The organism is Dactylosporangium sp. CS-033363, from assembly GCF_050942475.1.
Classification (GTDB): Bacteria; Actinomycetota; Actinomycetes; order Mycobacteriales; family Micromonosporaceae; genus Dactylosporangium.
In genome coordinates this window covers 6797656-6824092 of sequence record NZ_CP192032.1, presented here as the reverse complement: position 1 = coordinate 6824092, position 26437 = coordinate 6797656, and the positions used below count along the sequence as shown (strand labels likewise).

26 protein-coding genes are annotated in these 26437 nt (G+C 72.5%); 13 read left to right on the top strand and 13 right to left on the bottom strand.

Annotation, left to right across the window (positions count from 1 at the left end):
* Nucleotides 1–36 precede the first annotated feature (36 nt).
* The 3 genes from ACQPZ4_RS31575 to ACQPZ4_RS31565 form a co-directional block, all read right to left on the bottom strand.
* On the bottom strand, nucleotides 37–981 hold the full coding sequence (locus ACQPZ4_RS31575; protein ID WP_433043486.1) for an Lrp/AsnC family transcriptional regulator: 945 nt from the start codon (nucleotides 979–981) through the stop codon (nucleotides 37–39).
* Nucleotides 982–1075: 94 nt separating this feature from the next.
* Nucleotides 1076–3400: a BTAD domain-containing putative transcriptional regulator gene (locus ACQPZ4_RS31570; RefSeq protein ID WP_433043483.1), complete on the bottom strand. Its 2325-nt coding sequence runs from the start codon at nucleotides 3398–3400 to the stop codon at nucleotides 1076–1078.
* A gap of 78 nt (nucleotides 3401–3478) precedes the next feature.
* A complete protein-coding gene (locus ACQPZ4_RS31565) occupies nucleotides 3479–6256 on the bottom strand; it encodes a hypothetical protein (protein WP_433043480.1) in 2778 nt (925 codons plus the stop codon).
* Between the two features lie 213 nt (nucleotides 6257–6469).
* Between ACQPZ4_RS31565 and ACQPZ4_RS31560 the strand changes: the two genes are divergently transcribed.
* On the top strand, nucleotides 6470–6904 hold the full coding sequence (locus tag ACQPZ4_RS31560) for a hypothetical protein (RefSeq protein ID WP_433043477.1): 435 nt from the start codon (nucleotides 6470–6472) through the stop codon (nucleotides 6902–6904).
* A gap of 135 nt (nucleotides 6905–7039) precedes the next feature.
* Here the strand turns inward: ACQPZ4_RS31560 and ACQPZ4_RS31555 are convergent, their stop codons facing one another.
* The 3 genes from ACQPZ4_RS31555 to ACQPZ4_RS31545 form a co-directional block, all read right to left on the bottom strand.
* Nucleotides 7040–7654 (bottom strand): hypothetical protein, encoded by a 615-nt coding sequence (locus tag ACQPZ4_RS31555; protein WP_433043474.1) that lies wholly within the window; start codon nucleotides 7652–7654, stop codon nucleotides 7040–7042.
* A gap of 485 nt (nucleotides 7655–8139) precedes the next feature.
* Nucleotides 8140–8715, bottom strand: coding sequence for a hypothetical protein (locus ACQPZ4_RS31550; RefSeq protein WP_433043471.1), 576 nt, complete (start codon nucleotides 8713–8715; stop codon nucleotides 8140–8142).
* 275 nt (nucleotides 8716–8990) lie between these two features.
* Nucleotides 8991–9767, bottom strand: coding sequence for a class I SAM-dependent methyltransferase (locus ACQPZ4_RS31545; protein WP_433043468.1), 777 nt, complete (start codon nucleotides 9765–9767; stop codon nucleotides 8991–8993).
* Between the two features lie 89 nt (nucleotides 9768–9856).
* Here ACQPZ4_RS31545 and ACQPZ4_RS31540 point away from each other — a divergent pair, with 89 nt between their 5' ends.
* The 4 genes from ACQPZ4_RS31540 (at nucleotide 9857) to ACQPZ4_RS31525 (ending at nucleotide 12168) form a co-directional block, all read left to right on the top strand.
* Nucleotides 9857–10630 (top strand): hypothetical protein, encoded by a 774-nt coding sequence (locus tag ACQPZ4_RS31540; RefSeq protein WP_433043465.1) that lies wholly within the window; start codon nucleotides 9857–9859, stop codon nucleotides 10628–10630.
* A gap of 113 nt (nucleotides 10631–10743) precedes the next feature.
* Entirely contained in the window at nucleotides 10744–11190 is a 447-nt protein-coding gene (locus tag ACQPZ4_RS31535; protein ID WP_433043462.1) for a VOC family protein, read from the top strand.
* Nucleotides 11187–11372 (top strand): hypothetical protein, encoded by a 186-nt coding sequence (locus tag ACQPZ4_RS31530; RefSeq protein WP_433043459.1) that lies wholly within the window; start codon nucleotides 11187–11189, stop codon nucleotides 11370–11372. The genes ACQPZ4_RS31535 and ACQPZ4_RS31530 overlap by 4 nt, the downstream gene beginning before the upstream one ends.
* Nucleotides 11344–12168 (top strand): ribokinase, encoded by an 825-nt coding sequence (locus ACQPZ4_RS31525; RefSeq protein WP_433043456.1) that lies wholly within the window; start codon nucleotides 11344–11346, stop codon nucleotides 12166–12168. The genes ACQPZ4_RS31530 and ACQPZ4_RS31525 overlap by 29 nt, the downstream gene beginning before the upstream one ends.
* Here the strand turns inward: ACQPZ4_RS31525 and ACQPZ4_RS31520 are convergent.
* Both ACQPZ4_RS31520 and ACQPZ4_RS31515 read right to left on the bottom strand, forming a co-directional pair.
* Nucleotides 12161–12955, bottom strand: a complete 795-nt coding sequence (locus ACQPZ4_RS31520; RefSeq protein ID WP_433043453.1) for an IclR family transcriptional regulator domain-containing protein — start codon at nucleotides 12953–12955, stop codon at nucleotides 12161–12163. The two genes, ACQPZ4_RS31525 and ACQPZ4_RS31520, sit on opposite strands and share 8 nt — an antisense overlap.
* Before the next feature lie 12 nt (nucleotides 12956–12967).
* Nucleotides 12968–14404: an amidohydrolase family protein gene (locus ACQPZ4_RS31515; RefSeq protein ID WP_433043450.1), complete on the bottom strand. Its 1437-nt coding sequence runs from the start codon at nucleotides 14402–14404 to the stop codon at nucleotides 12968–12970.
* Nucleotides 14405–14533: 129 nt separating this feature from the next.
* On the opposite strand from ACQPZ4_RS31515, the gene ACQPZ4_RS31510 reads away from it, so the two are divergent.
* The 5 genes from ACQPZ4_RS31510 to ACQPZ4_RS31490 are packed head-to-tail and all read left to right on the top strand — an operon-like array spanning nucleotide 14534 to nucleotide 18619.
* The gene (locus ACQPZ4_RS31510) at nucleotides 14534–15655 is read left to right on the top strand and encodes a CaiB/BaiF CoA transferase family protein (protein ID WP_433043447.1); all 1122 of its coding nucleotides are present in this window, start codon (nucleotides 14534–14536) and stop codon (nucleotides 15653–15655) included.
* Entirely contained in the window at nucleotides 15640–16416 is a 777-nt protein-coding gene (locus tag ACQPZ4_RS31505) for a citryl-CoA lyase (RefSeq protein WP_433043444.1), read from the top strand. The genes ACQPZ4_RS31510 and ACQPZ4_RS31505 overlap by 16 nt, the downstream gene beginning before the upstream one ends.
* Before the next feature lie 22 nt (nucleotides 16417–16438).
* Nucleotides 16439–17302, top strand: a complete 864-nt coding sequence (locus ACQPZ4_RS31500; RefSeq protein WP_433043442.1) for an extradiol ring-cleavage dioxygenase — start codon at nucleotides 16439–16441, stop codon at nucleotides 17300–17302.
* On the top strand, nucleotides 17299–17661 hold the full coding sequence (locus ACQPZ4_RS31495; protein WP_433043439.1) for a hypothetical protein: 363 nt from the start codon (nucleotides 17299–17301) through the stop codon (nucleotides 17659–17661). Before ACQPZ4_RS31500 ends, ACQPZ4_RS31495 begins: the two co-directional genes overlap by 4 nt.
* A 43-nt stretch (nucleotides 17662–17704) precedes the next feature.
* Nucleotides 17705–18619, top strand: coding sequence for a zinc-binding dehydrogenase (locus ACQPZ4_RS31490; RefSeq protein WP_433043436.1), 915 nt, complete (start codon nucleotides 17705–17707; stop codon nucleotides 18617–18619).
* Nucleotides 18620–18624: 5 nt separating this feature from the next.
* On the opposite strand, the gene ACQPZ4_RS31485 is transcribed toward ACQPZ4_RS31490, so the two are convergent.
* From ACQPZ4_RS31485 to ACQPZ4_RS31475, 3 genes are all read right to left on the bottom strand, one after another.
* Nucleotides 18625–19890, bottom strand: a complete 1266-nt coding sequence (locus tag ACQPZ4_RS31485; RefSeq protein ID WP_433043433.1) for a hypothetical protein — start codon at nucleotides 19888–19890, stop codon at nucleotides 18625–18627.
* Nucleotides 19891–20040: 150 nt separating this feature from the next.
* Nucleotides 20041–20625 (bottom strand): FhaA domain-containing protein, encoded by a 585-nt coding sequence (locus ACQPZ4_RS31480; RefSeq protein ID WP_433043430.1) that lies wholly within the window; start codon nucleotides 20623–20625, stop codon nucleotides 20041–20043.
* Between the two features lie 90 nt (nucleotides 20626–20715).
* Complete coding sequence (locus ACQPZ4_RS31475) at nucleotides 20716–21582, bottom strand: LysR family transcriptional regulator (protein ID WP_433043427.1); 867 nt, start codon at nucleotides 21580–21582, stop codon at nucleotides 20716–20718.
* Nucleotides 21583–21652: 70 nt separating this feature from the next.
* Between ACQPZ4_RS31475 and ACQPZ4_RS31470 the strand changes: the two genes are divergently transcribed.
* Both ACQPZ4_RS31470 and ACQPZ4_RS31465 read left to right on the top strand, forming a co-directional pair.
* Nucleotides 21653–22543, top strand: a complete 891-nt coding sequence (locus ACQPZ4_RS31470; RefSeq protein WP_433043424.1) for an EamA family transporter — start codon at nucleotides 21653–21655, stop codon at nucleotides 22541–22543.
* 38 nt (nucleotides 22544–22581) lie between these two features.
* Nucleotides 22582–22953, top strand: coding sequence for a VOC family protein (locus ACQPZ4_RS31465; RefSeq protein ID WP_433043421.1), 372 nt, complete (start codon nucleotides 22582–22584; stop codon nucleotides 22951–22953).
* 3 nt (nucleotides 22954–22956) lie between these two features.
* Here the strand turns inward: ACQPZ4_RS31465 and ACQPZ4_RS31460 are convergent, their stop codons facing one another.
* Nucleotides 22957–24336 carry a dihydrolipoyl dehydrogenase family protein gene (locus tag ACQPZ4_RS31460; RefSeq protein ID WP_433043418.1) on the bottom strand — a complete coding sequence of 460 codons (1380 nt, stop codon included), beginning with the start codon at nucleotides 24334–24336 and terminating at the stop codon, nucleotides 22957–22959.
* A gap of 113 nt (nucleotides 24337–24449) precedes the next feature.
* Between ACQPZ4_RS31460 and ACQPZ4_RS31455 the strand changes: the two genes are divergently transcribed.
* Nucleotides 24450–24788 carry a GlsB/YeaQ/YmgE family stress response membrane protein gene (locus tag ACQPZ4_RS31455; protein ID WP_433043415.1) on the top strand — a complete coding sequence of 113 codons (339 nt, stop codon included), beginning with the start codon at nucleotides 24450–24452 and terminating at the stop codon, nucleotides 24786–24788.
* Here the strand turns inward: ACQPZ4_RS31455 and ACQPZ4_RS31450 are convergent.
* On the bottom strand, nucleotides 24785–26311 hold the full coding sequence (locus tag ACQPZ4_RS31450; RefSeq protein WP_433043412.1) for a methyl-accepting chemotaxis protein: 1527 nt from the start codon (nucleotides 26309–26311) through the stop codon (nucleotides 24785–24787). The two genes, ACQPZ4_RS31455 and ACQPZ4_RS31450, sit on opposite strands and share 4 nt — an antisense overlap.
* Nucleotides 26312–26437 lie beyond the last annotated feature (126 nt).

Here is a 26437-nt window from a genome sequence, read left to right as displayed (position 1 = left end):
CGGTCCCCGGTCCAGCAACGCGCCGCATATGGACGGTTACAGCGCTTTGAGCGTCTGGATGACCGGCGCGGTTTCCAGGTGCTGGATGGCGGGCAGGGCGGCGACGCGGGTCGCGAGGTACCGGTAGAAGGCGGCCGGATCCGGGCACAACACCGCCGCGTAGAGGTTGGAGCTGCCCGTCGTCGCGCCGACGAACACGGCCTCGGGGTGGGCGGCCATCGCCTCGCCCGCCTCCACGAGCCGGTCCGGCGCGACCGAGAGCCACATCATGGTCTGCATCGGCAGGCGCAGGGCGCGGTGGTCGATGTCGACGTCGAAGTACAGGGCGCCGCAGTCGCGCAGCTCCTGGACCCGCCGCCGCAGCGTGGTGTGCGGCCGCCCGGTCGCCGCGGCCAGCTCGGTGAAGCCCATCCGGCCGTCGGCGGCGAGGAGTTCGAGCAGCCGGCGGTCCTCGCCGGAGAGCACGGCCTGCCCGTCGTCGGGCGGTTGCGGCCAGCGCAGCGCCGCGGCCTGCTCGGCGGTGAGCGCGTCGACGGGGCTCTGGGCGCCGCCGAAGTACACGTGCAGCAGGCAGTTGGCGGTGACCGCGGTGACGTTGGGCGTCTTCGGCAGCTGCTCCAGCAACAGCGCCGACGAGTCGCGGTCGGAGGCGGCGCGGACCATGCACATGATTTCGGTACCGCCCGAGGCCAGCTTCACCCACGACGTGTCCGCGCGCCGGGCGAGGGCCCGGCCGATGGTCAGCGCGACGCTGGGCACACACCGGATGCGCACGCACCAGGACACCTCGCCGACCCGCGAGGCGTCGGTGCGGGCGCTGATGCGGACGTGGGAGTCGCTGCGCAGCCTCGCGTAGCGGCGGGCGACGGTCTGGTCGGACACCCCGAGCACCTCGCCGATCCGGGTGAACGAGGCCCGCCCGTCGAGGTGCAGCGCGTGGAGAATCCCCAGATCGAGCTCGTCGAGGTCGGATCTCGCCATTTCGCCCCCTGTCCTGGGGCGATCGTATCTCGGCGATCTTGCTCTGGCGTTTTTGTCGTACCCCTGTGGTGGGATCGGGGCATGGAACGGTCGGTCAGGCGGTCAGCAGCAGGAAGTCGTCCAGCATCGGGGGTTCGGTCGCGCTGCAGCGGTATTCACCGTTGCCGCCCTCCAGGGTCAGGTCGTGCCGGCCCAGGAGCCGGCGCTGGACGTGCTCGTAGCCGAATCGGTTGACGGGCGGTACGAAGCGCAGTTGGTAGGGCACGTAGTCACGGGTCGCCCCGGCCATGCCGATGAACTCCCATTCGTCGCCGACGCGCTGTCCGTTCACCACCGATCGGGCGCCGATGAGGTAGGCGTTGCTCACGAGTGAGCGGGCGCCGATCGGCGTGTCGGCCGGCGCGGTGTACAGGACGAAGTTGTGCGGTTCGCAGGCCTGCACGCCGACCACGCGGCGGCCGTCCTCGGCCAGGGTGTCCGGCACGGGCACCGGTCGCGGGTTGCGGCCGTCGAGGTCGGCGATGAGCAGCGTGCCGTCGGCGGCGAGCCAGGACAGCGCCTGGCCACAGACCGAGTAGATCGGATGGGCGGCGCCCGAGAGGTCGGCGGGCAGGGCGGCGAACCTGCCGCTGCCGGCATCGACGGTCCCGGCCCTGCCGTCGAGCGCGCGGACCAGCACGCGCCGCGAGTCGGGCGTCCACACCGGCGGGAACAGCAGCCCGTCGACGCTCTCGTGCAGGATGCGCTCCGGCTGCGCGCCGGTGAGGTCCCGCACGTACAGCTCGCCGGCATCGACCCAGCTCAACCAGCGCAGATCGGGGGAGAGATTCGCGGTGTCGATGGCGGCCGCCGGCAGGGTCGCCAGCAGCGTCGGCTCGGGCGTGTGCGGGTCCCACACGACCAGGCGCGGGGCGGGGCCGGTGCGCTCCAGGTAGTACAGGGGCGGCAGGACGTTCGCGTGGTCGGTCGCGGTCCGGTCGGGGCCGTTCCGGTAGTGGAACGTGTCGGGGGCGAGCACGGCGCTGCGGTGCTGGCGCAGGCGGTCGATCTGCTCGGTGATCGCGGCCGGCCCGGCGTCGCGCAGGTTCGCCCCGGCCACCCGGATGTGCCGCGGGAGGTGCTCGCACAACTCGGTCAGCGTGTGGGCGAGCGGCTCGTCGGCCGGGTCGAGCGGCGCGCGCAGCATGCCGGTGAGCAGTCGCAGCGAGTCCTCGGGAGCGAGCGGCCCGAGCTCGAGGTGGCGGGCGTCGCGCTCCACGGTCAGCTCGGGCAGCGTCCGCCGCGTGGTGATCACGACCGCGCACCCGGGCGCGCCGGGGAGGAGCGGCAGCACCTGGGCCGCGTCGGCGGCGTTGTCGAGCACGAGGACCATGCGGCGGCCCGCGAGTGCGGAGCGGTGGGCCACCTCGTCGCCGGCGCCGAGGACGCGCAGGGCCTCGGCCGCGCTGAGCGCCCGGAACTGGGAGTAGCCGTGGAGGTTCACGTAGAGTCCGCCGTCCGGGTACGCCGCCGCGTTGCGGTGCGCCCAGTGCAGCGCCAGCCCGGACTTGCCGACGCCGGCGGGCCCGGTCAGCACCACGAGCCCGGTCGCGCCGACGGCGTCGTCGAGTTCCCGCAGCTCGCGTTCGCGGCCGACGAGCAGGCGGACGGTGCCGGGGAGCTGGCGAGGTACCGTGGCGGCATCGAAGTGGCGGCCGGCGATGGCCGCGTGCGTCCTCGTCAGGGCCATCGACGGCTCGATCCCGAGTTCGGTCCGCAGCCGGGCGGCCAGTGCCCGGTAGTGCTCGACCGCCTCGGCGCGCCGGTCGAGCCGGGCCAGCACCGTCATGAGCAGCCGCACCGGGCCCTCGCGCAGGGGGTGGGCGGCGACGAGCCGGGTGAGCTCCCCGACGACCTCGCGGTGCCGGCCGGCCAGGATCTGCAGTTCCAGCCACTCCTCGGTGACGAGGTCCCGCACCGCGTCGAGCGCGGCGGCGTCCCGGGTGAGCGTGTCCCCGCCGATCCCTTCGAGTGCCGGTCCGCGCCACAGCTCCAGCGCCGCTCGCAGGTGGTCGGCGGCCCGGAGCACGTCGCCGCCCGCGGCCGCCTGGCGCGCCTTGCCGACGAGCTTGTCGAACACCCACCGGTCGAGCCGGCCGCGTTCGATGTGCAGCGTGTACGCGTCCTTGTCGGCCACGATCGCCAGCGACGAGCCGGCCCGGCCGAGCACCCCGCGCAGCGCCGAGACGTGGTTCTGCACCTGCCGCCGCGCGAGCGCCGGTGCGCCCCCGTCCCACACCGCACCGGCGAGCGCGTCGATGGTCACGGGGCACCCGGCCCGCAGCACGAGCGCGGCGAGCAGGCGGCGCTGCTGACCGGGCAGGTGTACCGCGCGACCGGCCACCTCCACCGCGAGTGGCCCGAGCATCCGAACCTCCATGCCCTCGACGGTATCGACGCCCGTCGCGCCTCGGAACACCGTCGCGTAGGACGTTCACAGGACGCTTTCTCGACCAAGTCAGCGTCTGGGCGGTGGCAGCTCGCACGACCAGCAGACCACGAGATTGAACTCCGGCTTCCCGACCCACGAGCCGGGGATCCGCTTCGTGCCGCCGCACATCGTGCAGGCCTTCTCGACACGGCCGTCATGCCGGGAGACCTTCGTCGCGGCCCGCTCGAAGATGCCGTCGAGATTCAGTGCCCGCCGGTTCGTCCGTCCGAACCGCCGCTCGGCTTCGCTGAATCGCCCGAGCTTGATCAGAAGGTCGGCCGTCGTCCGGTCCGCCTCCGACCGCAGCGCCGAGCATTCGGGTGACGTGAAGTACTCCGACGAGGCGAGCTCCGCAGCCTTGAGGCCATCGTCGAGACCCTGATTGGCGCCGAGGCAGCAGACGGCGAAGGTCAGCAGCACGCGGCCCCGCAGGCGGGCGTGCGTCGGCAGGTGCTGCTCTTTGAGGTCGAACGACGCCTGGAGCGCTCGTTCGACCGTGTCGATGGCCCGTCGGTGATTACCCGATCTGCTGAGCAGTTCGGCCCACACCCGAGTGGTCGTCGCGACTCGTGGCATCAGCGTGACATCGTGCTGGACGAGCTTGAGCAGCTCCCGTCCGGCCTCCTCGGCGGCTGCCAACCGGTCGGAGATCGGGGCGTCGTCCAGCTGCGCGAGGTCGGTCAGGGCGTCGAGGAGCCTGATCCCGTACGGGCCGGGAATGTGCTCCTCGACCAGCCGCCAGAGGTCGACGGCGGCGCGGGTGGCCCTCCCGCCTTCCGCGTCGAGTCCGGCGCTGAGACAGTACTGCGCGAGTGCCGAGAATGCGCGTGCGCGGCGTGGCAGCAGGGCGATGTTCTGGTCGGCGTGTGCCGTGAGGATGCCTGTCGCGCGTCGCTGCTGTACTGCCGCCTCGCGGGACTGCTCCCGGCCGTACAGAAGCCGGGCGAAGGTCTCCAGTGCGCCGGCCGCAACGAGATTCGTCTCGGCGGCGCCCACCGTCGGCGGGCCCCACAGCCGGACCGCCTCGTCGGCGGCGGTCATGGCCTCGTCGATGCGTCCGAGGCCTTCCAGGGCCTCGGCGAGGCAGCCGAGACCGACGGCGAGGCCGTGTCCGCCCGCGTCGGCTCTGCGGTGGCGGGCTCCCTGCGGGCCGTGTCCGTCCGCGTCGGCCCGGCGGAGGCGGGCGCCCCGCGCGAATTGGACGGATGCCCTGGCCGGGTCCAGCGCCTCCTGGTAACGCTCGGCCCGTACCAGGCGGAACGCCAGCCGCAAGGCGACCGCGATCGTGCCGGGCGCACTCGGTGACGCTTGGCGCAGTCGTTCGTACAGCCGCCCGGTCAGGGTGGCCAGCGGATCCATGATGTCGACGGATCCGTCGACCGGCATCGTCTGCTCGAAGTCGGCGAGCGTGGCCGCGTCCAGATCCTGGACGTCAGCCAGGGCGGACAGGATGGTGCCGCCGCCCTCCAGGAACGCGTCCGGCTGGGCGAGCAGCAACCGGCTCAAGTGATTCCGGGAGAACGACTCCCACCGCTGCGCTACCGCGACCGTGGTCGAGAGCATCGCGAGCGCCCGATCCGGACTCACATCGCGGAGCGCTCGAAGGGCGGCGTCGATCTTGCCGTTGGTCCAGGCGTCCGCGGTCTCCGCGTCCGCGGCCTGCCCCGTCGACCGGATGGCGATGAAGTCCTCGGCCAGGCGATCGGGCTGCAGCGGTACGAGTACCGTGGCCGGTTCGGTCGCCGGATAGCTGACGAGGTGATCGTCGATCAGCTGGTTCGTCTCTTCGCCCGGAACCGCGAGACCCGTCGCGGTGAGCAGCACCGTGGCCACCTCGTGGCCGACCGGCCCGGCCAGTGAGGCCAGATAGACCGTGCGGGCCATCGTGTCGGGCCGGGTGCGCAGTCCGGCCTCCGCGTGGAGATTCGTCCAGTGATCGTCTTCCCGGTCGAGCAGGTACGCCGAGAGCGCGCCAGGATCGTCTGGCGCGGTCTCGTTACGGGTCGCCGCGAACACCGAAGCGAGCGCGGCCATCTGGATCGACAGTGAGCTCGCGCCGCTCTTCCAGTCGGCGGGCGGCTCACATCCTCGGACATCGCCGGCCCCGAGCGCGGCCGCGAACCTGTCGCGGGCGGCGATGAAGATCGCTTCGCGATCGCCGGAGTGCTCGGGCAACGGCTCCAGCGCCAGGTGGCCCGGTCTCACCTTGAAGTCCCTGGCAAGCCGGCGGCTGATCTGCGCCCACCAGCGCCCCGCCGGCCGGGCCACCAGCACGATCCTGGTCCGCCCCAGGTGCAGCCTGGAGTCGGACAGGAGCCCCTGCAGCAGCGGCACCGGCCAGCGCTCCGCGTAGTCCACCACGACGATCCGGCCGCTGCTGCCGATCGGCAGGGATTCCGGCCGTTCGGCGAATCCGGACATCCCCACGTGCGGGTGCGCGGTGATGGCCGTCCAGCCCTCGGCGGACGACAGCGCCGCGAACTGGTTGGCCAACCGGGTCTTTCCCTGACCGCCCTGTCCGTGGATCAGGAAGACGTCGAATTCGTCAGGCTCGTTGCGCCAGTCGGCGAGGGTCTCGAGTTCGCGCTCGCGGCCGTAGAAATCGACGAGTTCGTGGGCCCAGGACAGCAGCAGGCTCGGTTGCCGGCGAAAGTCGATCGGAAATGGCGCGGCGTCGTCGTCCAGCCTCCTGAAGTGGTAGTCGGGCGCGGTCTGGTGCACGTGAATGTCGCCGCTGCCGGAAACCGCGGCGAACCCACCCTGCGCGACATTGACGCGCTGCTGATAGAGGTCCCTCGAATGCATGGCGTTCCCCGCGCATTTTCCGCTGGCACAACTACTGGTCGGAACAGATGCCGGAATCTGCGAAGTGTAGCCAGGAGGCGCACCCGCCCGGCGCGGATATGGACGGATCCATTCGGTCGGCTAACTTACAGCCCGGCTGCGACCGATCTTCGATGGATAGATGATGCGACGGTGCACTATGGTGGCTGACCCGATGCGGCCCGAGGAGGCTCCATGCTGGAGGAAGCGCTCGTAGAACTTGCCTCGGTCGCAGGTGCGACGATCGCGACGGCAATGGCGACCGATGCCTGGCAGACCGCCCGGAACGGGATCGTCCGGCTGCTCGGACGGGGTGGCTCGGATCGAGCCCCGGTGCTGGAGGGTCGGCTCGACCGGGACAACTCACACGTCGCCGAGGCCGGGGATCCGGCCGCGATGCGCCGCCTGATGTCGCAGACGTGGACCGCCGAGTTCGAAGGGGCCCTGGACCGAGAGCCCGACCTCGTCGATGACCTGCGCGCTCTGATCGACGAGATCGGGCACGAGCTCACGCCCCCGGAACGTACCTGGATTCAGCAGAACGTGACGGTCGGCGGGTCCAACAACGTCGTTCCGGTCGTCGGCAAAGGCAACGTCGTCTTTCACAATGGCCCATCCGCGACGGCCTGAATCTCCGTCGTTTCGGATGGTGCGCTTCGGCTACTGTTCCATGCGAAGCCACTGTGGTGCGGTTCGGTCGAACAATCGGTCGGATGATCGCCGATATTCGCGGCCGGGACCGTCAAGGCCCAGGCGTTTGGGCGGTCAGCCTCGCGTGAGCCAATACCAGCCGTCGCCCAGCGTGTAGCGCACGCGGCACTGGTCGGCGAAGCAGTCCAGCTCGGCGTCGGGCGGCGTGCCTGGGTCGAGGTAGGCGAAGCCGACGGCGCCGTCGGGGACGCCCTCCCACTGCGGCAGGAACGTCGCGCCTGAGTCGTGATCGAGCGCGACGATGTGCGCGACGCGGCCGTTCACCGAGAGATGGCGCACGGCGCGTGGGAGCGGGTCGCCGTAGTACTCGCGCGGGTTCACTTCGCCGCGGCTCGACATGGCGGCGACGGTGGCGAAGTCGTGGCGGAACGCGCGGTAGTAGCCGGTGGCGAACGCGTACACCCAGTCGGTCGCGTAGATGCCGGCCGGGGCGAGCAGGCAGGCCACCAGCACCGGCACCGCCCAGCGCGGGCCGGCTCGCCGCCACAGTCCGGCCACGGCGACCACGGTGCAGATGGCGGCGGCGAGGTAGGCGAGGCCGAGCACGAGGTACCCGAACACGAACAACCACGTGAAGATCCGCAGCTCGAACAGCATGACCACGGCCACGAGCGTCCAGCCGGCGGTGGCGAGCAGGACGAGGGGCAGCGCATCCGATCGTCGCTTCACGCGCACATGATGCTCGGTCGCGCGCCGTGAAGTTGTCCCCGTTCACGACATCTCCACGCCACCCGCGCATTCGCGTTGCTCGTTTGCGGTGCGGTGCGCGTTTGCGTGCACGTGCGTGCACGTGCGTGCGCGGTGCGGTGCGTGTTTGCCTGCGCGGTGCGTTGCTCGTTTGCCTGCGCGGTGCGTTGCTCGTTTGCCTGCGCGGTGCGTTGCTCGTTTGCCTGCGCGGTGCGTTGCTCGTTTGCGTGCACGTGCGGTGCGGTGCGGTGCGGTGCGCGATGGTGCGGTGCGGTGCGCGTTTGCGTGCGCGGCGCGTAGCTCGTTTGCGTGCACGTGCGGTGCGCGTTTGCGTGCGGTGCGCGTTTGCGTGCGGTGCGGCGCGCGTTTGCGTGCGCGATGCGTTGCTCGTTGCGTGCGCGGTGCGGTGCGCGTTTCGTGTGCGCGGGATGGGTGCGGTGCGCGTTTGTGCATCGCCCGCCGCCCGGTCATGAGACCTCGACGGCCTCCAGGGCGTGTACCGATTCGACGGCGAGCGGTTCGAGGTCGGCGAGCCCGGGCACGTCGTGCAGCCCGGGTGCCAGGTCGGCGAGCAGTCGCGCAGCGTCGAGGGCGAGCCGCGCGGCCTCCGCCGGATCGTCGTCGCCAAGCCGGGCCTTGATCTCCCCGCCCAGGCTGGGCAGCGTGGCCTCGTCGCTGACCGGCGGAAGCCACTCGGCCAGCGACGGCGGATCGGGCACGTGCACCCGCCGATGGTTGAGGGCGGCGACGACGGCGCGGCGGTCACCGTACCGGTCGAGGAGTGCCACCAGTTCCAACGCCCGCGTCACGAGCTGCGGCCGGCCGGGGAACTGGTCGAGCCACGCGAGCAGGGCCTCGTCGCCGCCGACGTGGTCCATCACCCGCTGCAGCCCGGCCGCGACCGGAGTTGGCGGGGGCTCGAACTGCCCGACGAGGTACGCCACCTGCCCGGCCAGGCCGGCCTCGTCCTCGGCGTCGAGGCGCCCGGCCGCGAACGAACCGGTGGCGCCCAGGTCCAGGCCGCCCAGGGGGAAGGTCGTCACGGACCGTGCGCTACCCGCCGTCAGTCGCGCGAAACCGCCCGTCCGATCACGGTCGGGGCCGTTCGGGTGGCGTGGCTGTCGCGATGCCCGGCGCGCGTGCTGCCGTCAGTTGCGCGAAACCGCCCGTCCGATCACGGTCGGAGCCGCTCGGGCGGGGTGGCTGTCGCGATGTCCGGCGCGCGTGCTGCCGTCAGTTGCGCGAAATCGGGTGCGCGATCGTGGTCGGGGCCGTTCGGGTGGCGTGGCTGTCGCGATGCCCGGCGCGCGTGCTGCCGTCAGTCGCGCGAAACCGCCCGTCCGATCACGGTCCAGGCCGATGCGGTGATCTCGATCGGGCCGTTCGCCGGCAGCAGTTCCGCGCATCGCTTGCGCAATGCGGCCACGCCCGGCTCGTCGAGTGAGCGCACGTAATCGCCCGCCGGGCCTACGCCGAGTGTGTACGGCTCCCACCACGCTTCGAAGTCCTCGAAGCGTGCGCGAACGGACAGTTCGGTCGGTTCCAGATCGCGCAGTCCGGCCGCCGTGAACAGTTCGGCCAGGTGGCCCTCGCGCGCGCCGGGCAGGTTGGACTCGTCGTGGGCCTGCGGGTCCACGTCGAGCGCGGCGCGCCAGAACACCGAGAGCGGGCCGCCGCCGCCGGGTGTGTGGTCCCACACGCACGCCGCGACGGTGCCGCCCGGCCGTGCGACACGGGCCATCTCGCGCAGGCCGGCTACCGGATCGCGCATGAAGTGGACGACCAACTGCGCAAGAACAAGATCAAAGGCCTTGTCCCGGTACGGCAACTGCTCCGCCGACCCCGCCCGCACATCCGCGGTCGGGAAACGGGCCTGGGCCGCCGCCACGAAGGACTCGGACGGATCGACCGCCGAGACCGAGGCGGCCCCTAGGCGTGCGATGAGTTCCGCCGTGAGTGCGCCTGTGCCGCAGCCGACGTCGAGTGCGCGCTGACCGGCCGCGACCCCGACGAGCGTCGCGAACCGTTGCGCCAAGGGCTCGGAGTATCGGCCCATGAACCGCCCGTAGGCATCCGCGTGAACCTCGAAGCTCACGGGGGTGATGGTAGTGCACCGCGCGGTGGGCTGGAACGGACTGGGGTGAGAGCCGCATAGGGTTAGCCCGCATCGGGCAGGATGGAGGTATGCCGCTGCCCCTGCCGCGTGTCTCGCAAGTCGTCGACCTGGCCGTCTCCGCGGCCGGTCAGGCCGTCAGTACCGCCGCCGCCGTCGTGGCGCTGCCAGGGCGGGTGGTGCGCATCGTCGACGGCGCCGAAATGCTCGTTGCCCGGGCCACCGCCACGCTGGATGCGGCGGACGAGGCGATCGGCGAGGTCCGCGGGCTGATCGAGGAGGCCGAGCGGACCTCGACGGCCGCCGCCGCGGTCGTTGCGCAGGCCGCGCAGACGGCGACCAATGCCGACGCGATCGTCGTCCAGGCCGCGCAGACGGCGACCAATGCCGACGCGATCGTCGTCCAGGCCGCGCAGACGGCGACCAGCGCCGACGCCGTTGTCGTGCAGGCCAAACAGACCGCTACGGCCGCCGACGCCATCGTGGCGCAGGCCGAGCAGACCGCCACCAACGCCGACGCCATCGTCGAGCAGGCGGCGCAGACGTCGGTGAAGGCCGGCGAGCTCATCTCGGCGTACGAGCCGCACCTGCGCCGGTTCGTCGACAACCTCTCGCCCGAGGAGGTCGACGCCGGCATTCGGATGATCGACGAGCTGCCGCGGCTCGCGCATCACCTGCGCACCGACGTCATGCCGATCCTGGCCACGCTCGATCGGGTCGGGCCCGACATTCACGAGCTGCTCAACGTGACCCGCGACCTGCGCCAGGCGATCATCGGGCTGCCCGGGTTCGCCATGTTCCGCCGCCGCGGGGCCGCCGCCGAGGACGACGTCAAGCCCGGGTGATCGAACCGGACCGGCGAAGCAGACCGGTGCGCCAGTGACGGGAGGCGGTGACGGGGAAGGTGAGCGGAGGCTGCCGGGCGCTTGAACGACCCGCGGCGGGGCAGCGTGGCGCGGTGGACTTCAAACTCGAGGTGATCGTGATCCCGGTCGGCGACGTCGATCGGGCCAAGGAGTTCTACACCGGGCGGCTCGGCTGGCGGCTGGACGCGGACTTCGCGGCGGACGACGGGCTGCGGGTGGTACAGGTGACGCCGCCGGGATCCGGGTGCTCGGTGATCTTCGGGGACCGGCTCACCACCGCCGAGGTCGGGTCGGTCGAGGGGCTGCACCTGGTCGTGCAGGACATCGAACAGGCCCGGGCCGAGATGGTGCAGCGGGGCGTGGACGTCAGCGAGCCGTTCCACGACTCCGGCGGGATCTTCCACCACGGCGGGACCGAGGGGCGGGTGGCCGGGCCGGACCCGCAGCACGGCTCGTACGACTCGTTCGCCACCTTCGCCGACCCGGACGGCAACGGCTGGGTCATGCAGGAGGTCCGGATCAAGGCGCCCGGCCGGTGATCGCCTTCGACACGGCCGAGCAGCTGGCGGCGGCGCTGCGCCGGGCGGAAGCGGCGCACGGCGTGCACGAGAAGGCGCTCGGCCACTACGACGAGGAATGGCCGGACTGGTACGCGCGCTTCATGATGGACGAGTCCCGTAGCATCCCGTCCCATGAGCGTGCTCGTCGTGGGGGCGATTAACGCCGATCTCGTGGTACGGGTGCCGAGCATCGCCGCGCCCGGCTCGACGGTCATCGCGACCGGCTCCTCGACCGGGCCCGGCGGCAAGGGCGGCAACCAGGCGGCGGCGGTCGCGCGGCTCGGCGGCGAGTGCGCGCTGATCGCCCGCGTCGGGCCCGACTTCGACCCGGCGTCACTGTCCGATGTGGACCTGACGTACCTGGTGCGGGACACGGTGCCGACCGGGCTCGCCGTGGTGCTCGTCGACGAGCTGGGCGAGAACGCCATCACCGTCGTACCGGGCGCGAACGCGAACCTGTGCGCGGCCGACGTGCCGGAGCTGCCGGCGGCGGGCGTGCTGCTGGCGAGCCTGGAGGTGCCGCTGGACGCGGTGCTCGCCGCCGCGCGGTCGGGCCGGCGGTTCGTGCTCAATCCGGCACCGGCGGTACACCTGCCGCCTGAAATGCTGTCCATGGTGGACGTGCTGGTGCCGAACGAGCACGAGCTCGCCGTGCTGGGGTCGCCCGCCGAGCTGCTGGCGGCCGGCGTCGGGGCCGTGGTCGTCACGCTCGGCGCGGCCGGGTGCCGCATCCACCGGCCCGGCTCCACCGTGGACATTCCGGGCCATCGCGTGGCCACGGTGGACACCACCGGCGCCGGGGACGCGTTCTGCGGCGCGCTCGCGTGGGCCCTGGACGCCGGGCACGACCTCGAGGAGGCGGCCCGGCTGGCCTGCGCGGCCGGGGCCCTGGCCACCACCGCGGTCGGCGCGCGGGCCGCCCTGCCGAAAGCGGAGGATTTGACCAAACTCAGGTGACGATCGGGACCGAGTCCAGCAGCGACCAGTCGTGGCTGATGTCCGCGGCGGTGCGCAGGAGCAGCGGCAGGTGGTGGTCGAGGAGGTGCTCGACGGTCGTCTCGGCCGCGTGGACGGTCACGTTGAGGGCGGCCACCACCCGCCCGTCGCCGTTGCGCACGCCGGTGGCGACCGAGCGGACGCCCGGGGCCAGGTCCTGGTCGGCCAGCGCCCAGCCCTTGGTGCGGACCTCGCGCAGGGCCGCGTCGAGCTCGTCGCGGGGCGGCTGCCAGCGCGGGGTGATGCCCGAGCGGCTCGGCTCGCCCAGCAGCTTGGTCAGCTCGTCGGGGGTGAGCGCGGCGAGCAGCACCTTGCCCATCGAGGTGGCCGGGGCCGGGAAGCGGGTGCCGATGGTGACGGCCAGGGTGACGATCTTCGGGACCGCCACCCGGGCCACGTACACGATGTCGGAGCCGTCGAGCTGGGACAGCGACGTCGACTCGCCCGTCTTGGCGACCAGGCTCTGCATGTGCGGCCGGGCCACGTCCCAGAGGCTGAGCGCGTTGACGTACGACATCCCCAGCTCCAGCACCCGCGGGGTGAGCGCGAAGCCGCGCTCGCCGACCGCCCGGACGTAGCCCAGCTCCTCCAGGGTGAGCAGGATGCGCCGGACGGTGGGGCGGGCCAGGCCGGTGGCGGTGGCGACCTCGCTGAGGGTCATCACCGGCCGGCCCGGCCTGAAGCAGCGCACCACGTCCAAGCCGCGCGCGAGAGCCTCGATGAAATCCGGTCCGGCTTCGCGTGGCATGCGGATCCTTCCTTATTGGGCAGACCCATGCTTCCACTGCGCGGATCCGGCGTCCCACTCGGTATACGTGTACGGGTTGTCCATCACCTTGGTTTCCGGGATGTCGGGGTTCATGCCCTTCTCCCAGGCGTCGCGGCCCATGACGGAGACGAGGTGCTCCACGGTGCGCTCGACGTCGGCGCGGGCCTTGGCCAGGTCCGCCCCGACCAGCTTGTGCTCGTGCTTGACGACCCGCCCGTTGACCACCACGGTGTGCACGTCGCCGCGCTGGGCCTGGAAGGCGACGTGGCCGTACGGGTTCAGGATCGGGAACATCACGGGACTCGCGTCGTTCTTCAGCAGTACGACATCCGCTTTCTTCCCCTGCTGCAGGCTGCCCACCTTGTCGTCGAGGCCGAGGGCCCGGCTGCCGCCGCGGGTGGCCCAGTCGACCACCTGCTCGGCCCGCAGGTGCACGTGGGTGACGGTCTCGGCGCGGCCGTGGGCCTGCAGGTGCTCGCGGGAGCGGTCGGCGCCGAGGGTGGTGCGCATGGCGGAGAACAGGTCGCCGCTCCACCACACCGAGGTGTCCATCGACAGCGAGACCGGGATGTCGTGGTCGCGCAGGGTCCAGGTGGGCGGGTAGCCCTGCCCGGCGCTCTGCTCGCTCTCCGTCGACACCGAGACGCTGCCGCCGGTGGCGGAGATGCGGTGGTACGAGTCCGGGTTCAGCGTCGCCGCGTGCACGTAGACGGTCTGCGGGGTCATGAACCCGTGCTCGTGCATGAGCCGGATGCCGTCGTCGTTGGTCGCGCCCCAGACGCCGGCGTGGGTGGTGACGGGCACGCCCAGGTCGCGGGCCACCTCGAACGCCGCCTTCTCCGGGAACGACGGGTCGCCGGTGACGTCGAAGGCCATCTGGAAGCCCAGCATGTCCGAGCCGGTGAAGCGCCGGCTCACGAAGTCGCGGAACTCGGGCGCGGCCGACCACTGCCACGGGCCCTGCTGGATGTTGCCGTACGCGAGCACGAACCGGCCCGGCACGGACTCCAGTGCGTCGGCGGCCGCGTCGGCGTGCTGCGTGGTCTGCAGCCCGTGCGACCAGTCGACGGTGGTGGTGACGCCGGCGTCGAGGGCCTCCCAGGCCGCGAGCACGTTGCCGGCGTGGATGTCCTCGGGGCGGAAATGCTTGCCGGACTCGAGGTAGTACCAGACGAAGTACTGCGTGAGGGTCCAGTCGGCGCCGTAGCCGCGCATGGCGGTCTGCCACATGTGGCGGTGGGTGTCGATCATGCCGGGCATGACGATGCCGCCGGTGGCGTCGATCTCCTGGGCGCCGGGCGGGGCGGTGAGGCCGACCCCGATCTCGGCGATCTTGTCGTCGACGATGAGCACGTCGGCGCCGGGCAGCGCGGTGTGGGTGTCGTCCATGGTCAGGACCAGGCCGTTGCGGAAGATGACTGCGCCCATAGCGGGGGGCTCCAATCTCGGACAAGTGTCCGCCAGGCGGTCATTGCCTAGGTGGTGGAATTCTCAACCCGGTGTTGTATCGTGTCAACGACTTGCGGACACTTGTCCGCAGAGCGGTCAGGAGGCGCCGTGGGACCATTGGACGGGCTGCTGGTCGCGGACTTCTCGCGAATCCTCGCGGGGCCGTACGCGACGATGCTGCTGGCCGATCTCGGCGCCGACGTGATCAAGGTGGAGGGGCCGGGCGGGGATGACACCCGCACGTGGATGCCCCCGATTCGCGAGGGCCTCTCCACCTACTATCTCGGCATCAACCGCAACAAGCGCTCGATCGCGCTGGACCTTCGCAATGCGGACGACCTCGACGCCGCCCGCGAACTGGCCCGCCGCGCGGACGTGGTGATCGAGAACTTCAAGCCCGGCGGCCTCGAGCGCTTCGGCCTCGACTACGACAGCGTGTCCGCCGGCAACCCGGGGCTGGTCTACGCCTCCATTTCCGGCTTCGGTACCGCCCAGGGCGCCGCCCTCCCCGGCTACGACCTCATGGTGCAGGCGATCTCGGGCCTGATGTCGCTCACCGGCGACGCCGACGGCCCGCCCTACCGCGCCGGGATCTCGGTCTTCGACGTGATGGCCGGCATGCACGCGGGCCTGGGCATCCTCGCCGCGCTGCACCACCGCGCCGGCACCGACCGCGGCCAGCACATCGAGGTCAACCTGCTCTCGTCCGCGCTGTCCGGCCTGGTCAACCACAGCAGCGGGTACGTCGCCGGCGGCACGGTCCCGTTCCGCATGGGCAACGCGCATCCGAGCCTGTTCCCGTACGAGCCGCTGCCGACCGCCGACGGCGAGCTGATCGTCATCGCGGGCAACGACCTGCAGTTCCGCAAGCTGTGCGGCGTCCTGCGCCTCGAGCACCTGCTCGACGACCCGCGCTTCGCGCACAACCAGGACCGCACGGCCAACCGCGAGGCGCTGCGCCCGCTGCTCGTCGACGTGCTCGTCACGAAGACCAAGGACGAGTGGTTCGACCTGCTCACGGCGGCCGGGGTGCCGTGCGCGCCGATCAACACCATCGACGGCGGCGTGGCCTACGCCGAGGCCCTCGGGCTCGACCCGGTCGTGACGACCGGCGGCGTCCCCGGGGTGCGCAACCCGATCAGGTTCTCGGCCACTCCCGCGCGGTACGAGCTGCCGCCGCCGGCCCTGGACGAGCACGGCGAGGAGATCCGGCAATGGCTGAAGAGCTGAGCTTCCCCACCGGCATCGGCACGTCCGACGCCGACCGGATCCGGCTGCTGGGGCAGGACCTCGCGGCCGATCTGATGGGGAAGGTGGGCTTCGGCGAGCTGGCCTTCTGGCTGGTGGCCGGGCGCCGCCCGACCCCGTCGGAGACCCGGGTGTTCGAGGCCGTGCTGGTCGCCCTGGCCGATCACGGCTTCACCCCGACGGCGATCGCCGCCCGGGTCACCTACGCGAGTGCTCCCGAGGCGCTGCAGGGTGCCCTGGCCGCGGGGCTGCTCGGGGGCGGGTCGCGGTTCCTCGGCGTCACCGAGGACTGCGGTCGTTTCCTCGCCGGTGTACTGGCAGAGCGTTCGCCCGCCACGGATGCGGACTTCGACGCCGTGGCGCTGGAGGCCGTCCGCACGCAGCGCGAGGCCGGCAAGTTCGTGCCCGGGCTCGGCCACCCCGTGCACAAGGTCCGGGACCCGCGGACGCCCGTGCTGATCGCCATTGCCGAGGACGAGGGCCTGCGCGGGCCGCACCTGCGCCTGTTCGAGGCCATCGGCCGCGTCCACCCGGAGGTGCTCGGCCGTACCCTGCCGCTCAACGGGGCCGGGGTCTGTGGCGCCGCCCTCGCCGATCTGGGCCTGCCGGTGGAGATGCTCCGCGGTTTCGCGCTGCTGGCTCGTGCGGCCGGGCTCCTGGGACACCTCGCCGAAGAGCGCCGGACGAACCTGGGTCTTGAGATCTACCGAACCGTGGATCGGAACGCCAAGTACACCTCGTGAACCTCGCTTGAAGGGAGCCGCCGTGGCTCAGATCGTCGCGGTGATCGCCTCGACGCACCACCCCTTCTACTACAAGGCCAGCACGGCCGTCGGCGAGGACCGCCCGCCGTTCGCCGACGAGTGGGTCGCCAAGATCGGGCGCTTCCGGGAGACGCTGACCAAGGCCCGGCCCGACGTGCTGGTGATGGTCGGCTCCGACCACTTCCACCAGCTGTGGCTGGACAACATGCCGCAGTTCCTCGTCGGCAAGGCGCCGTTCTACGATGCCAACTGGTACAACGAGGAGCGCGAGTTCGGCCTGCCGCGGATGCGGCTGGCGGGGCAGGAGGACCTCTCGGCGTACATGCTGCGGGAGGGCCTGGACGCGGGCTTCGACCTGGCGTTCAGCAACGAGCTGCGGATCGACCACAGCATCACGTGCCCGATCATCACCCTGCGGCCCGAGGCCGACCTGCCGATCGTGCCGGTGTACACCAACATCTTCGCCCCGCCGCTGCCCCAGCCGAAGCGCTTCGTCCAGCTCGGACAGACGATCCGGGAGCTGGTGGAGTCCTGGCCCAGCGACCTGCGGGTGGCGGTCATCGGCACGGGGCACCTCTCGCTGGAGCTCGGCGGCCCGCGCCAGTTCGGCCCGCACGGCCCCGACCCGGAGTTCGACGCGCGCGCCGTGGAGTGGATCGCCAACGGCGACCTCGACGGCTGCCTGTCGGAGGTGACGCTGGACAGCCTGCACGCGCCGGGCAACGCCACCCACGGGTTCATGGACTTCATGCTCATGATGGGCGTGGCCGGGGCCGGGCGGAAGGCGGACTACGTGGACACGTACGACCTGTTCCACACCATGGAGGCCTACTTCACCTGGTACCCCTCCGGAGGTGTCGCATGAGCAAGTACCTGCTGAACAAGTTCCTGTTCACGGTGGACCGCGACCCCGAGCTGGTGGAGCGCTACCGGACCGACCCCGCGGGCACCGTGGCGTGGTGGGAGGCCAACGTGGCCAACTCGCTGCTGAACTGCCATTCCGGTGAGGCTTCGACCTGGCTGGCGTTCTCCGCTGAGGAGCGTTCGGCGCTGGTGGACCACGACTACCCGGCGCTGTTCTCGCTGGGCGCGCATCCGTTCCTGACGCTGACGCTGTTCATCGCCATGTTCGAGCGCGACCACGAGGAGCCGCTGGGGTTCCAGAAGCAGTACGCGTTGCGGCTGGCGCATTTCGATCTGCCGTACCCGGACATCGCGACCTGACATGCGGGCCGTCGTCGTGCGCGAATGCGGTGCCGTTCCGGTCGTGCTGGATCGCGATGTGTCCACTGTGGATGGTGTTCGGGTCGCGGTGACGGCCGCCCCCATCACACCGCTGGACCTGTTCTGCGCGAGCGGGACGTCGTACTTCGGCGCGCCCGCCGTGCCCTACGTCCCGGGCGTGCAGGGCGTGGGGACGCTGGACGACGGCACGCCGGTGTGGTTCGCGACCGACGCCGGGATGCGCGCCGGCGACGGGAGCATGGCCGAGTACGCAAGCGCCGACCCGTCCGACCTCGTGGCTCTCCCCGATGGGGCGGAGCCGGCCCTGGTCGCCGCACTGGGCCTGTCCGCCGTGGCGGCGTGGCAGTCCCTCACCTCGTGCGGCGACCTGCACCACGGCGAGCAGGTGCTCGTCCTCGGCGGCGGCGGGATCGTCGGGCAGGCGGCGATCCAGATCGCCCGGCTGCTCGGCGCCCGCCGCGTCGTGGCCGCGTGCCGCTCCGCCGCCGCGCGATCGCGGGCGTCCTCGTCGGGGGCCGACGCGGTCGTACCGCTGCGGGACGACGACACGGTCGCCTCGCTGGCGGCCCGGTTGCGGCCCGCCCTGGACGGCCCGCTGGACCTGGTGCTGGACCCGTTGTTCGGCATCCCGGCCGCGGCCGCGCTGCAGGTGCTGCGCCCGGGCGGCCGGCTGGTCAACCTGGGCGGCTCGGCGTCACCGACGGCCCCGTTCGACTCGGCCACCTTGCGCAGCGGGTCGTTGCGCATTCTGGGGTACACGAACACCTCGCTCACCAAGCCCGAGCGCGCGGAGACCATGCGCACGATCGCCGGGCACGCGGCGGCGGGGCGCTTGACCGTCTCCTACGAGGCCGTGCCGCTGGACGAGGCCCCGGCGGCCTGGACCGCGCAGGCCGCGGGCACCGCGACCGCGCGGCAGGTGCTGCTGGCGCGCTAGCGGTGTCACGCCGCCGCTTCGCGCAGCTTCTTCTGCTGTTCCAGGGCCGCCAGTTCGGCCGAGCGGGCCCGGGTGGCGGCGAGGATCTCCGCGGAGTTGAGGCTCTGCAGGAGTTCGAGCTGGGTCTTGGCCCGCGCCGCGGCCTCCTCCTCGGCGGACGGGCGGGCGGCGACGTCCTTGCGGGCCTGCGCGACGGCGTCGAGGACCTCGCCGATGGAGGTGGACAGGCCGGCGACGGCCGGGGCCGACTCGATGCCGAACGACTTCAGGGACATGTCCGGGTGGTAGGCGAGGACGAACTTGTTGTCGCGGTGCCAGGAGCCGTCGAGCGGCAGCAGGTCGGTGACGCTCAGCTCGTCGACGATGTCGAGCTGGGCCGGCGAGTCCGGGTCCAGGTGCCACGCGCCGCCGTCGCGTCCGGGGTGTGGGCGGTACACGCCGATCGTCACCGGCCGTGAGCGCCGCAGCGCGACGTGGTCGGTCAGGTCGCGCTCCGCGGTCGCGGCGGCCCCGGCCGGGCGGTCCGGGTCGGCGATCGCCAGCAGGACGTGCCAGTCGCGGGACATGTCGGCCTGCGCGGGCGGTACCGGCGGGTCCACCAGCGCGTCCGGAAGCCCGGGCCCGGCGACGCGCAGCAGCTCGGCCGGCGCCAGCTGCCAGGTGGTGGTCTCGAACGTCCTGGCGTGCCCGGCGATCCAGCCGCGCCGGGCCTCGCTGATCGCGGCCAGCTGCTGCTGCAGCACGTCGAGCGCCCGCCCGAGCTCGGCGATCCCGGCCGCGGTGGTCTCCGGGTGCCCGAGCCGCGCGAGCAGCTCGTCGGTGCGCTCGGCGAGTGCCGTCGCGGCGTCCGCGAGCCCCGGGTGCAGGGCGTTCCAGCCGTCCTCGAGCGACGCCTCCCGCCACTGCCGCGGCAGGTCGCCGGTGATGGCCGCGACCCCGCCGGTGTAGAAGGTCGCCGCGAGCCCGACCGCCTTGCCGACCAGGCTCACGATCGGGCTGTAGTCCTTGCCCGACCGGCTGTTGATGGACTGGATGAACCCCCGGTCGTCGAGCTCGATCGTGACGGCGACCGTCTCCAGGAGCGAGGCCCGCACGGTGAGTGTGTGCCGGCTCGCCGGGTCCTGCACCACGGCCGGCGTGACGCGCACGTCCTGCACCTCCTCGACGTGGCTCCGACCCTCGTCGATGCGCACCACGGTGCGCGGCGTGACCGCGATCGCGAACCGCGTGCGCGGAAGCCAGTACCCCAGACCCAGGCCCACCTCGGACATGACCATCTCCAACCGTTCGGGTTGCCGCCGGTCGGTCCAGCCTCGCACCGGATCGCCGCTCGGCACGGGACCCGGCGGCAAAGCGGGACGATCGTTCCCGCACCCGGGCGCTATGGGCGACCCGTTCCGGGTGGACCGGTCAGTGGCCGGTCAGTGGTCGGCCTGCACGGTCAGCGTCACCCCACCGAGCGTGATGACGTCGCCCGGGTTCACGGCCGCCGGCTCGGTCACCGGGCGGCTGTTCAGCAGCGTCCCGTTGGTCGAGCCGAGATCCATCAGGACCAGGGACCGTCCGTCGTACCGCAACGACGCGTGCCGCCGCGAAACGCCCTCGTCCCGCACGCGCAGATCCACCTGCCGGCCGCGCCCGATGACGGTCTCGCCGGACTGCATGGAGTAGCGGCGACCGTCGTCGATGAGCAGCAGGATCCCGCGCCCGGCCTCGTCCTCGCGCCGTGTCTTGGCCTTGCGCACATCGGCGACGATCCTGAACTCACCGGGCGGGATCGTGTCGTCGGGCCGCATGTCCACGACCACCTCGTCGCAGATGCCCCAGCGCTGCTCGGCGAGGAACTCGGCCTGCGCCCGGGCGAGCGGCCCGGCCAGCGGCACCAGGTGCGCATGATCGCCGGGCGCGACGAGCACGAGGTAGCTGTTGGGCGCCAGGGTCTGCTCCCCGACCTCCGCCTCGCGGTGCATCGCCTCCAGGATCGCGGTCCGCTGCGGCAGACTCATGCCGCGCAGCCTACCCGAGCGCTTCGCCCGCCCATCCGGCCACGGGCGCGCGGCCCGCACGGCGCGCTCGCTGACGGTGATCCGCGCAGGTCAAACCCGCGTTTCCCAGCCGTAGGCCGCGCGGGTCAGGGCGATCAGGTCGTCCAGCTGGGCCGGCGGATCGTCGCGCCACCAGGCCAGGCGGACCTCGATCGGCGGCGCGTCGGCCATGCGGCGGTAGGCCACGCCCGGGCGCGGGTTCTGGTGGGCCGTGGCCTCCGAGGTCACCCCGACGGCCTGGTTCGCCGCGATCAGCGTGAGCCACTCGTCCGTGCCGTGCGTCGCGCGCACCGACGCCGGGCCCGCGCCCTCGGGCCAGAGGCCGAGGCTCGTCGTGCCGGTCCGGTCGTCGATCGCCATCGTGTACCGCGTCAGATCCGCCAGCCGCACCGTCCGGCGCCGCGCCAGGGTGTGTTCGGTGGCGACCGCCGCGCAGCGGTGCTCCAGGCCGACCTCGGCGGTGGCGAACCGCGCGTCGTCGAGTGCGCGCCGGAGCACGGCGACGTCCGCGGTGCCGTCGCTCAGCCCGGCGGCGAGGGAGTTGTGCTGCACGAACACCAGCGGCACCCCGGGATGCCGGCCCGCCCAGGCCCGCTGGATGCGCCGGGTGTGCCGGCCCATCGCGGCCCAGGCGTAGCCGACGCGCAGTTCGGTGCGCGAACGCTCGACCACGCGCCGCAGGTGCGCGACCTCGTCCAGCACCGCGCGGGCCCGGATGAGCACCTGCGTGCCCGCCGCGGTCAGCCGGACCTGGCGGGTGGTGCGATGCAGCAGCTTCGCGCCCAGCGCCGACTCCAGGCCGGCCACGGCGCGCGACACCGCCGCCTGCGACAGCCCGAGCACCGCGGCCGCGTCCGTGAACGTGCCGGCCTCGACCACGGCGACGAACGCGCGCAGCTGCCGAAGCTCCAGATCCATGCGTACAGCGTATGAATCCGCCGCCGCGCGCATTTCCGCGGGCCCCCCGAGCGGACCGAGAATCGGGGCTGTGAGCAGGCTGAACCTCGGCACCGGCGATGCCCTGACGACCATGGTCGCGAGCGCCGCGGCGAACCAGGCCGGCGCCGCCCTCGGCGCGCGGGCCTTCCCGGCGATCGGGCCCGCGGGCGTGGTCGCGGTCCGCCAGTTCGTGGCGGCGGCCGTGCTGCTGCCGATCGCCCGGCCCGACCTGCGCCGGATGACCTGGGCCCAGTGGTGGCCGGCGCTGCTGCTGGGCGTGGTGTTCGCGACGATGAACATCAGCCTGTACACCGCGGTCGACCGCATCGGCCTCGGCCTGGCCGTCACGCTCGAGTTCCTGGGCCCGCTGGCCGTGGCGCTGTGCGGGTCGCGCACCCCGATCGACCTGGTGTGCGCGGCCGTGGCCGGGATCGGCGTCTACGTGCTCGTGCTGCCCGGCTCCAGCACCGACCTCGTGGGACTCGGCCTGGGCCTGCTCGCGGCGGCCTGCTGGGCGTCGTACATCCTGCTCAACCGCCTCGTCGGCGCCCGCCTGCCCGGCCTGCAGGGCCCGGCGGTGGGCACGTCGGTCGCGGCCGTGCTGTACCTGCCGGTGGCGATCGTGCTGCTCGCGCAGGGCCGCTTCACCTGGGTCGGGCTCGCCTACGCGCTCGGGGCCGGCGTCCTGTGCTCGGTCGTCCCGTACGCCGCGGACGTCGTGGCGCTGCGCCGCGTGCCGCCGCGGTTCTTCGGCCTGCTGCAGAGCGTCCACCCGGTGTGGGCCGCCCTGGCCGGAGCGGTGATCCTCGGCCAGATCCCGGCCGCGCACGTCTGGGCCGGCATGGCCGTCGTCGTCGGCACGAACGCGGCGGCGGTGGCGGTGGCCGGCAAGCGCGCCGTGCTCGCCGCCCGAAACCCGCGGCCGGTTCCGGCCACATAGTTCCCGCCAGCGCAGGCCCGGCGACCTAGAGTGGCGGGATGGCGAGCATCCAGCCGCAGTTGTGGGTCGACGGCGCGGCCACGGCGGTCGAGTTCTACCGCGCGGCGTTCGGCGCCCGGGTCCTGCATCAGGTGGGGGAGGGCGAGGACGTCGTCGCCCAGCTCGACGTCGAGGGCGCGGTGTTCTGGGTGGCGTCCGCCGACCCGGCGCGCCGGCGCCTCAGCCCGCCGCTGGTCAACGGCACCACCGGGCGGATCCTGCTCGTGGTGGGCGATCCGGCCGCCATGCACGCGCGGGCCGTGGCGGCGGGCGCGACCCCCACGTCGGAGGTCGCGCCCGAGCACGGCTGGCGGGTCGGCCGGGTCGCCGATCCGTTCGGCCACGAGTGGGAGATCGGCCACCCGCTGTAGGTTTTACAGGCCGAGGGCGTTGAACAGGTACAGCCAGATCTCGCTGCGCGTCGGGAACGCCGGGATCGCGTGCCGCAGGCGGCCCAGGGGCACCTCGCCCACCACCGCGATCGTCGCCGCCTGCAGGAAGTCGGCGATCTCGGAGCCGGTGATGGTGGCCCCGACGATGACCTGCCGCTCCTCGTCGATGACGAACCGGCTGGTGCCGCGCGCGCCGCTGCCGTAGTAGGAGCCGCCCGCGTTGCCCGAGGTCGGCAGGTCCACGACCCGCACGTTCAGCCCGGCCGCCCGGGCCGAGGCCTCGGTGTGCCCGACCGCGGCCACCTGCGGGTCGGTGAAGATCACCCGCGGGGCGCCGGTGCCGTCGGCGAGGTGGGTCGCCGCCATCGGCCGGCCCAGGATGTGCCCGGAGGCCAGCGCCGCCTGGTACTTCGCCATGTGCGTGAACAGCGCGCGGCCGTTGAGGTCGCCGATGACGTACAGCCAGTCCTTGCCCGGCACCCGCGTGTGCTCGTCGACCTTGACCGGGCCGCCGCCGGTGAGCCCGACCGACTCCAGGCCCAGCGCCTCGGTGTCCGGCACCCGCCCGACCGCGACCAGCAGCTCGTCGCCCACGGCCGTGCTGCCGTCGCCGAGCGTGACGACGACCGTGTCACCCTCACGCCGTACCGCCGAAGCCTTCTGTGCGGTGCGGATGTCCACGCCCTGCTCCCGCAGCGACGCCGTCACCTGCTCGCACGCGAACTGCTCCTCGCGGGGCAGCAGCCGGTGCTCGCCCTCGATCAGGGTCACCTTCGTGCCCAGCGAGACGTAGGCCTGGCTGAGCTCGGCCCCGACCACCCCGCCGCCGAGCACCACGAGCCGCTTCGGGAGGGTCTTCGAGGTGGTCGCCTCGCGGTTCGTCCACGGTTTCGCCTCGGCCAGGCCCTCGATCGGCGGCATCGCGGGCACGGTCCCGCCGGCCAGGATGACCGCCTTGCGCGCGACGAGCACCGTGCCGCCGTCGCCGACGACCACCCGCTTCTCCCCGTCGAGCCGCCCCCGCCCGCGGAACAGCTCGATGTCGCGCTCCTCCAGCCACGGCACCTGCCCGGCGTCGTCGAGGTTGCCGATCAGCTCGTCGCGGCGGCGCAGCACCGCGGCGGCGTCCAGCGGCCCGGTCACCGCCTCGGTCACCCCCGGCACCCGGCGCACCTCGGCCAGCAGCTCACCCGGGCGCAGCAGCGCCTTGGACGGGATGCAGGCGTAGAACGAGCACTCCCCGCCGACCAGCCGGTCCTCCACGATCGCCACGTCCAGCCCGGCCTCGGCCAGCCTTCCCGCCGCGACCTCCCCGCCGGGCCCCGCCCCGACGACCACGACGTCGAAGCTGCGTTCCTCCATCACGGACTTCCCTTCGCGTTCGGGCAACTAGTTATGACCGTACGCGGGAGGGCCGGGGGTTGCGCCGGGGCAGCACAATGCGGGAGTCAGTTCCTTGCAGGGGGAGGCACCCGGTGCAATTTCAGGACTATCTGGCCGCCATCGTCTTCGGCGCGGTCATCGGCATCGTGGCACGCATCATCCTGCCCGGCCGGCAATCCATCGGCATCATCCTGACCGTCCTCATCGGCATGGGCGCCGCGGTGGCCGGGACCTGGGCGGCGGACCGCTGGGACCTGCACAGCGACAAGCACTTCACGGTCAGCGGCCACAACTACGACTGGCTGGTGGTCGGCGTGCAGGTCGGCATCGCCGTGGTCGGCGTCGGCCTGGCCGCCGCCCTGACCAGCATGTTCCGCTCCGACCGCGACGACGACCGGCACCGCCACTACCACGACCGCGACCGGTACTAACGTTCGTTGAGCAGGGTGGCCAGGTGGGCCTGGTCCTCCAGGATCGAGGTGATCCGGGACTGGACCGCGTCCATCTGGCCGATCGTGTCGCTCGTGGTGTGGATGCCGGCCGAGACCGAGCGGGCGCTGTCCTGAATGCCGGCGATCTGGTCGGCCACCTTCTGCGTCGCCGCCGCCGTCTCCCGGGCCAGGTCCTTCACCTCGCCCGCGACGACCGCGAAGCCCTTGCCGACGTCACCCGCCCGCGCCGCCTCGATCGTCGCGTTGAGGGCCAGCAGGTTGGTCTGGTCGGCGATCGACGAGATGATTTTGATGACGTCCCCGATCGCGGCCGAGGCCCGGCCCAGGGCGTCCACCTCACCCGTCATGGTCGAGGCCCGGCTCACCGCCTCCCGCGCCACGCCGGTCGCGTCGCTGCTCGCCTCGCGCAGCCGGGCGATCGAGTCCAGCAGCATCCGGCCGTTGCGCTCGGCCGCCTCACCCGCCCGCACGATGTCCAGGCGCTGGGAGACCAGCTGCTGGACGTTGCGCAGGACCGAGGCGCGCGAGTCGCTCAGCGAGATCCGGGCCGTGGTGAAGAAGTCCATGGTGCCGACCACCCGGCCGCCCGACTGGATCGGGAAGCAGACACCGGAGCGCACGCCGGCGCGCTGGGCCGCCGGGGCCCGCACGCAGTCCGTCAGCTCGGCCAGGTCGGGCACGAACACCAGGTCGCGCGCCTTCCACGCCCGCCCGGACAGCCCGACCCCCTCGGCGAACGTGGCGGCCAGGGTGACGTCGCGGAACTCCGGGCCGGCCGAGCCCGATTCCAGCCGGAACACCAGGACCGGTCCGGAGCCGCGCTCCTCGACCTCCCAATACGACCCGTACGCCCACCCGAACGCGCTGCGCACCGTCTCCAGGGCGCCGCGGATCGCCGACGCGCTGTCCGAGGCCCGGCCCAGCGCGGTGACGACCTCGGTCACGGCCGCCCGGTCCTTGGCGTCCTGGCGCAGCTCGGCCGCGGCGAGCACCTGGGCGCGGGCCAGCTCGGCGATGCGCAGGATCGCGTTCCACTTCTGCGTGCGCGGCTCGTCGACGTGGAAGTGGTACGGCGAGTAGAACTCCAGCACCGCCACCACCCGCGCGTCGCGCAGGACCGGGACCACGGAGGCGGCGACCATCCCGGCCCGCCCGGCCTCGGCCGCCCGCGGGTCGTTCGTGACCTCGGCGAGGTCCCCGGCGTAGATGGCCTGCCGGCTCTGCTGGGCCCGCTGCACCAGCCCGGTCGGCGCGGCCCGCACCCGGTCCCCGACCGACCCGGCGACGTGCCCGATCTCCAGCGCCCCGTTGACGCCGGTCGGCAGCCAGACCGCCCCGTACTCGTACCCGTACGAGCGCACCAGCGACTCGACGGTGATCCGCCACGTGCTCGCCTCGTCGGACGCGCCGGCCAGCGCGGTCACGAGCTCCTCGAGCGCCTCGACATCCCGCGGCGCCGGCTCGGGCCGGGCGGCGGAAACTGAACGCGACAACAGCCCCACGCCCTGCCATCGTCACCGGGGAGCGGTTCTGTAGCTATTCGGTTCGCGCGTGGAACCCGGGCATGGAACTTCCACGAAACCGGACATGGCTCGCCGATGGTCCCAGACCGCCGGAAAGGCGCGGGC

Excerpts from the sequence above, each read along its gene's own strand:
- ACQPZ4_RS31525 (WP_433043456.1), top strand. The coding sequence starts at position 11,344 with ATGAGCGTGCTCGTCGTGGGGGCGATTAACGCCGATCTCGTGGTACGG.
- ACQPZ4_RS31565 (WP_433043480.1), bottom strand. The coding sequence starts at position 6,256 with ATGCATTCGAGGGACCTCTATCAGCAGCGCGTCAATGTCGCGCAGGGT.
- ACQPZ4_RS31540 (WP_433043465.1), top strand. The coding sequence starts at position 9,857 with ATGCCGCTGCCCCTGCCGCGTGTCTCGCAAGTCGTCGACCTGGCCGTC.
- ACQPZ4_RS31515 (WP_433043450.1), bottom strand. The coding sequence starts at position 14,404 with ATGGGCGCAGTCATCTTCCGCAACGGCCTGGTCCTGACCATGGACGAC.
- ACQPZ4_RS31465 (WP_433043421.1), top strand. The coding sequence starts at position 22,582 with ATGGCGAGCATCCAGCCGCAGTTGTGGGTCGACGGCGCGGCCACGGCG.
- ACQPZ4_RS31485 (WP_433043433.1), bottom strand. The coding sequence starts at position 19,890 with ATGTCCGAGGTGGGCCTGGGTCTGGGGTACTGGCTTCCGCGCACGCGG.
- ACQPZ4_RS31570 (WP_433043483.1), bottom strand. The coding sequence starts at position 3,400 with ATGGAGGTTCGGATGCTCGGGCCACTCGCGGTGGAGGTGGCCGGTCGC.
- ACQPZ4_RS31460 (WP_433043418.1), bottom strand. The coding sequence starts at position 24,336 with ATGGAGGAACGCAGCTTCGACGTCGTGGTCGTCGGGGCGGGGCCCGGC.
- ACQPZ4_RS31505 (WP_433043444.1), top strand. The coding sequence starts at position 15,640 with ATGGCTGAAGAGCTGAGCTTCCCCACCGGCATCGGCACGTCCGACGCC.
- ACQPZ4_RS31495 (WP_433043439.1), top strand. The coding sequence starts at position 17,299 with ATGAGCAAGTACCTGCTGAACAAGTTCCTGTTCACGGTGGACCGCGAC.
- ACQPZ4_RS31560 (WP_433043477.1), top strand. The coding sequence starts at position 6,470 with ATGCTGGAGGAAGCGCTCGTAGAACTTGCCTCGGTCGCAGGTGCGACG.
- ACQPZ4_RS31480 (WP_433043430.1), bottom strand. The coding sequence starts at position 20,625 with ATGAGTCTGCCGCAGCGGACCGCGATCCTGGAGGCGATGCACCGCGAG.
- ACQPZ4_RS31475 (WP_433043427.1), bottom strand. The coding sequence starts at position 21,582 with ATGGATCTGGAGCTTCGGCAGCTGCGCGCGTTCGTCGCCGTGGTCGAG.
- ACQPZ4_RS31575 (WP_433043486.1), bottom strand. The coding sequence starts at position 981 with ATGGCGAGATCCGACCTCGACGAGCTCGATCTGGGGATTCTCCACGCG.
- ACQPZ4_RS31520 (WP_433043453.1), bottom strand. The coding sequence starts at position 12,955 with ATGCCACGCGAAGCCGGACCGGATTTCATCGAGGCTCTCGCGCGCGGC.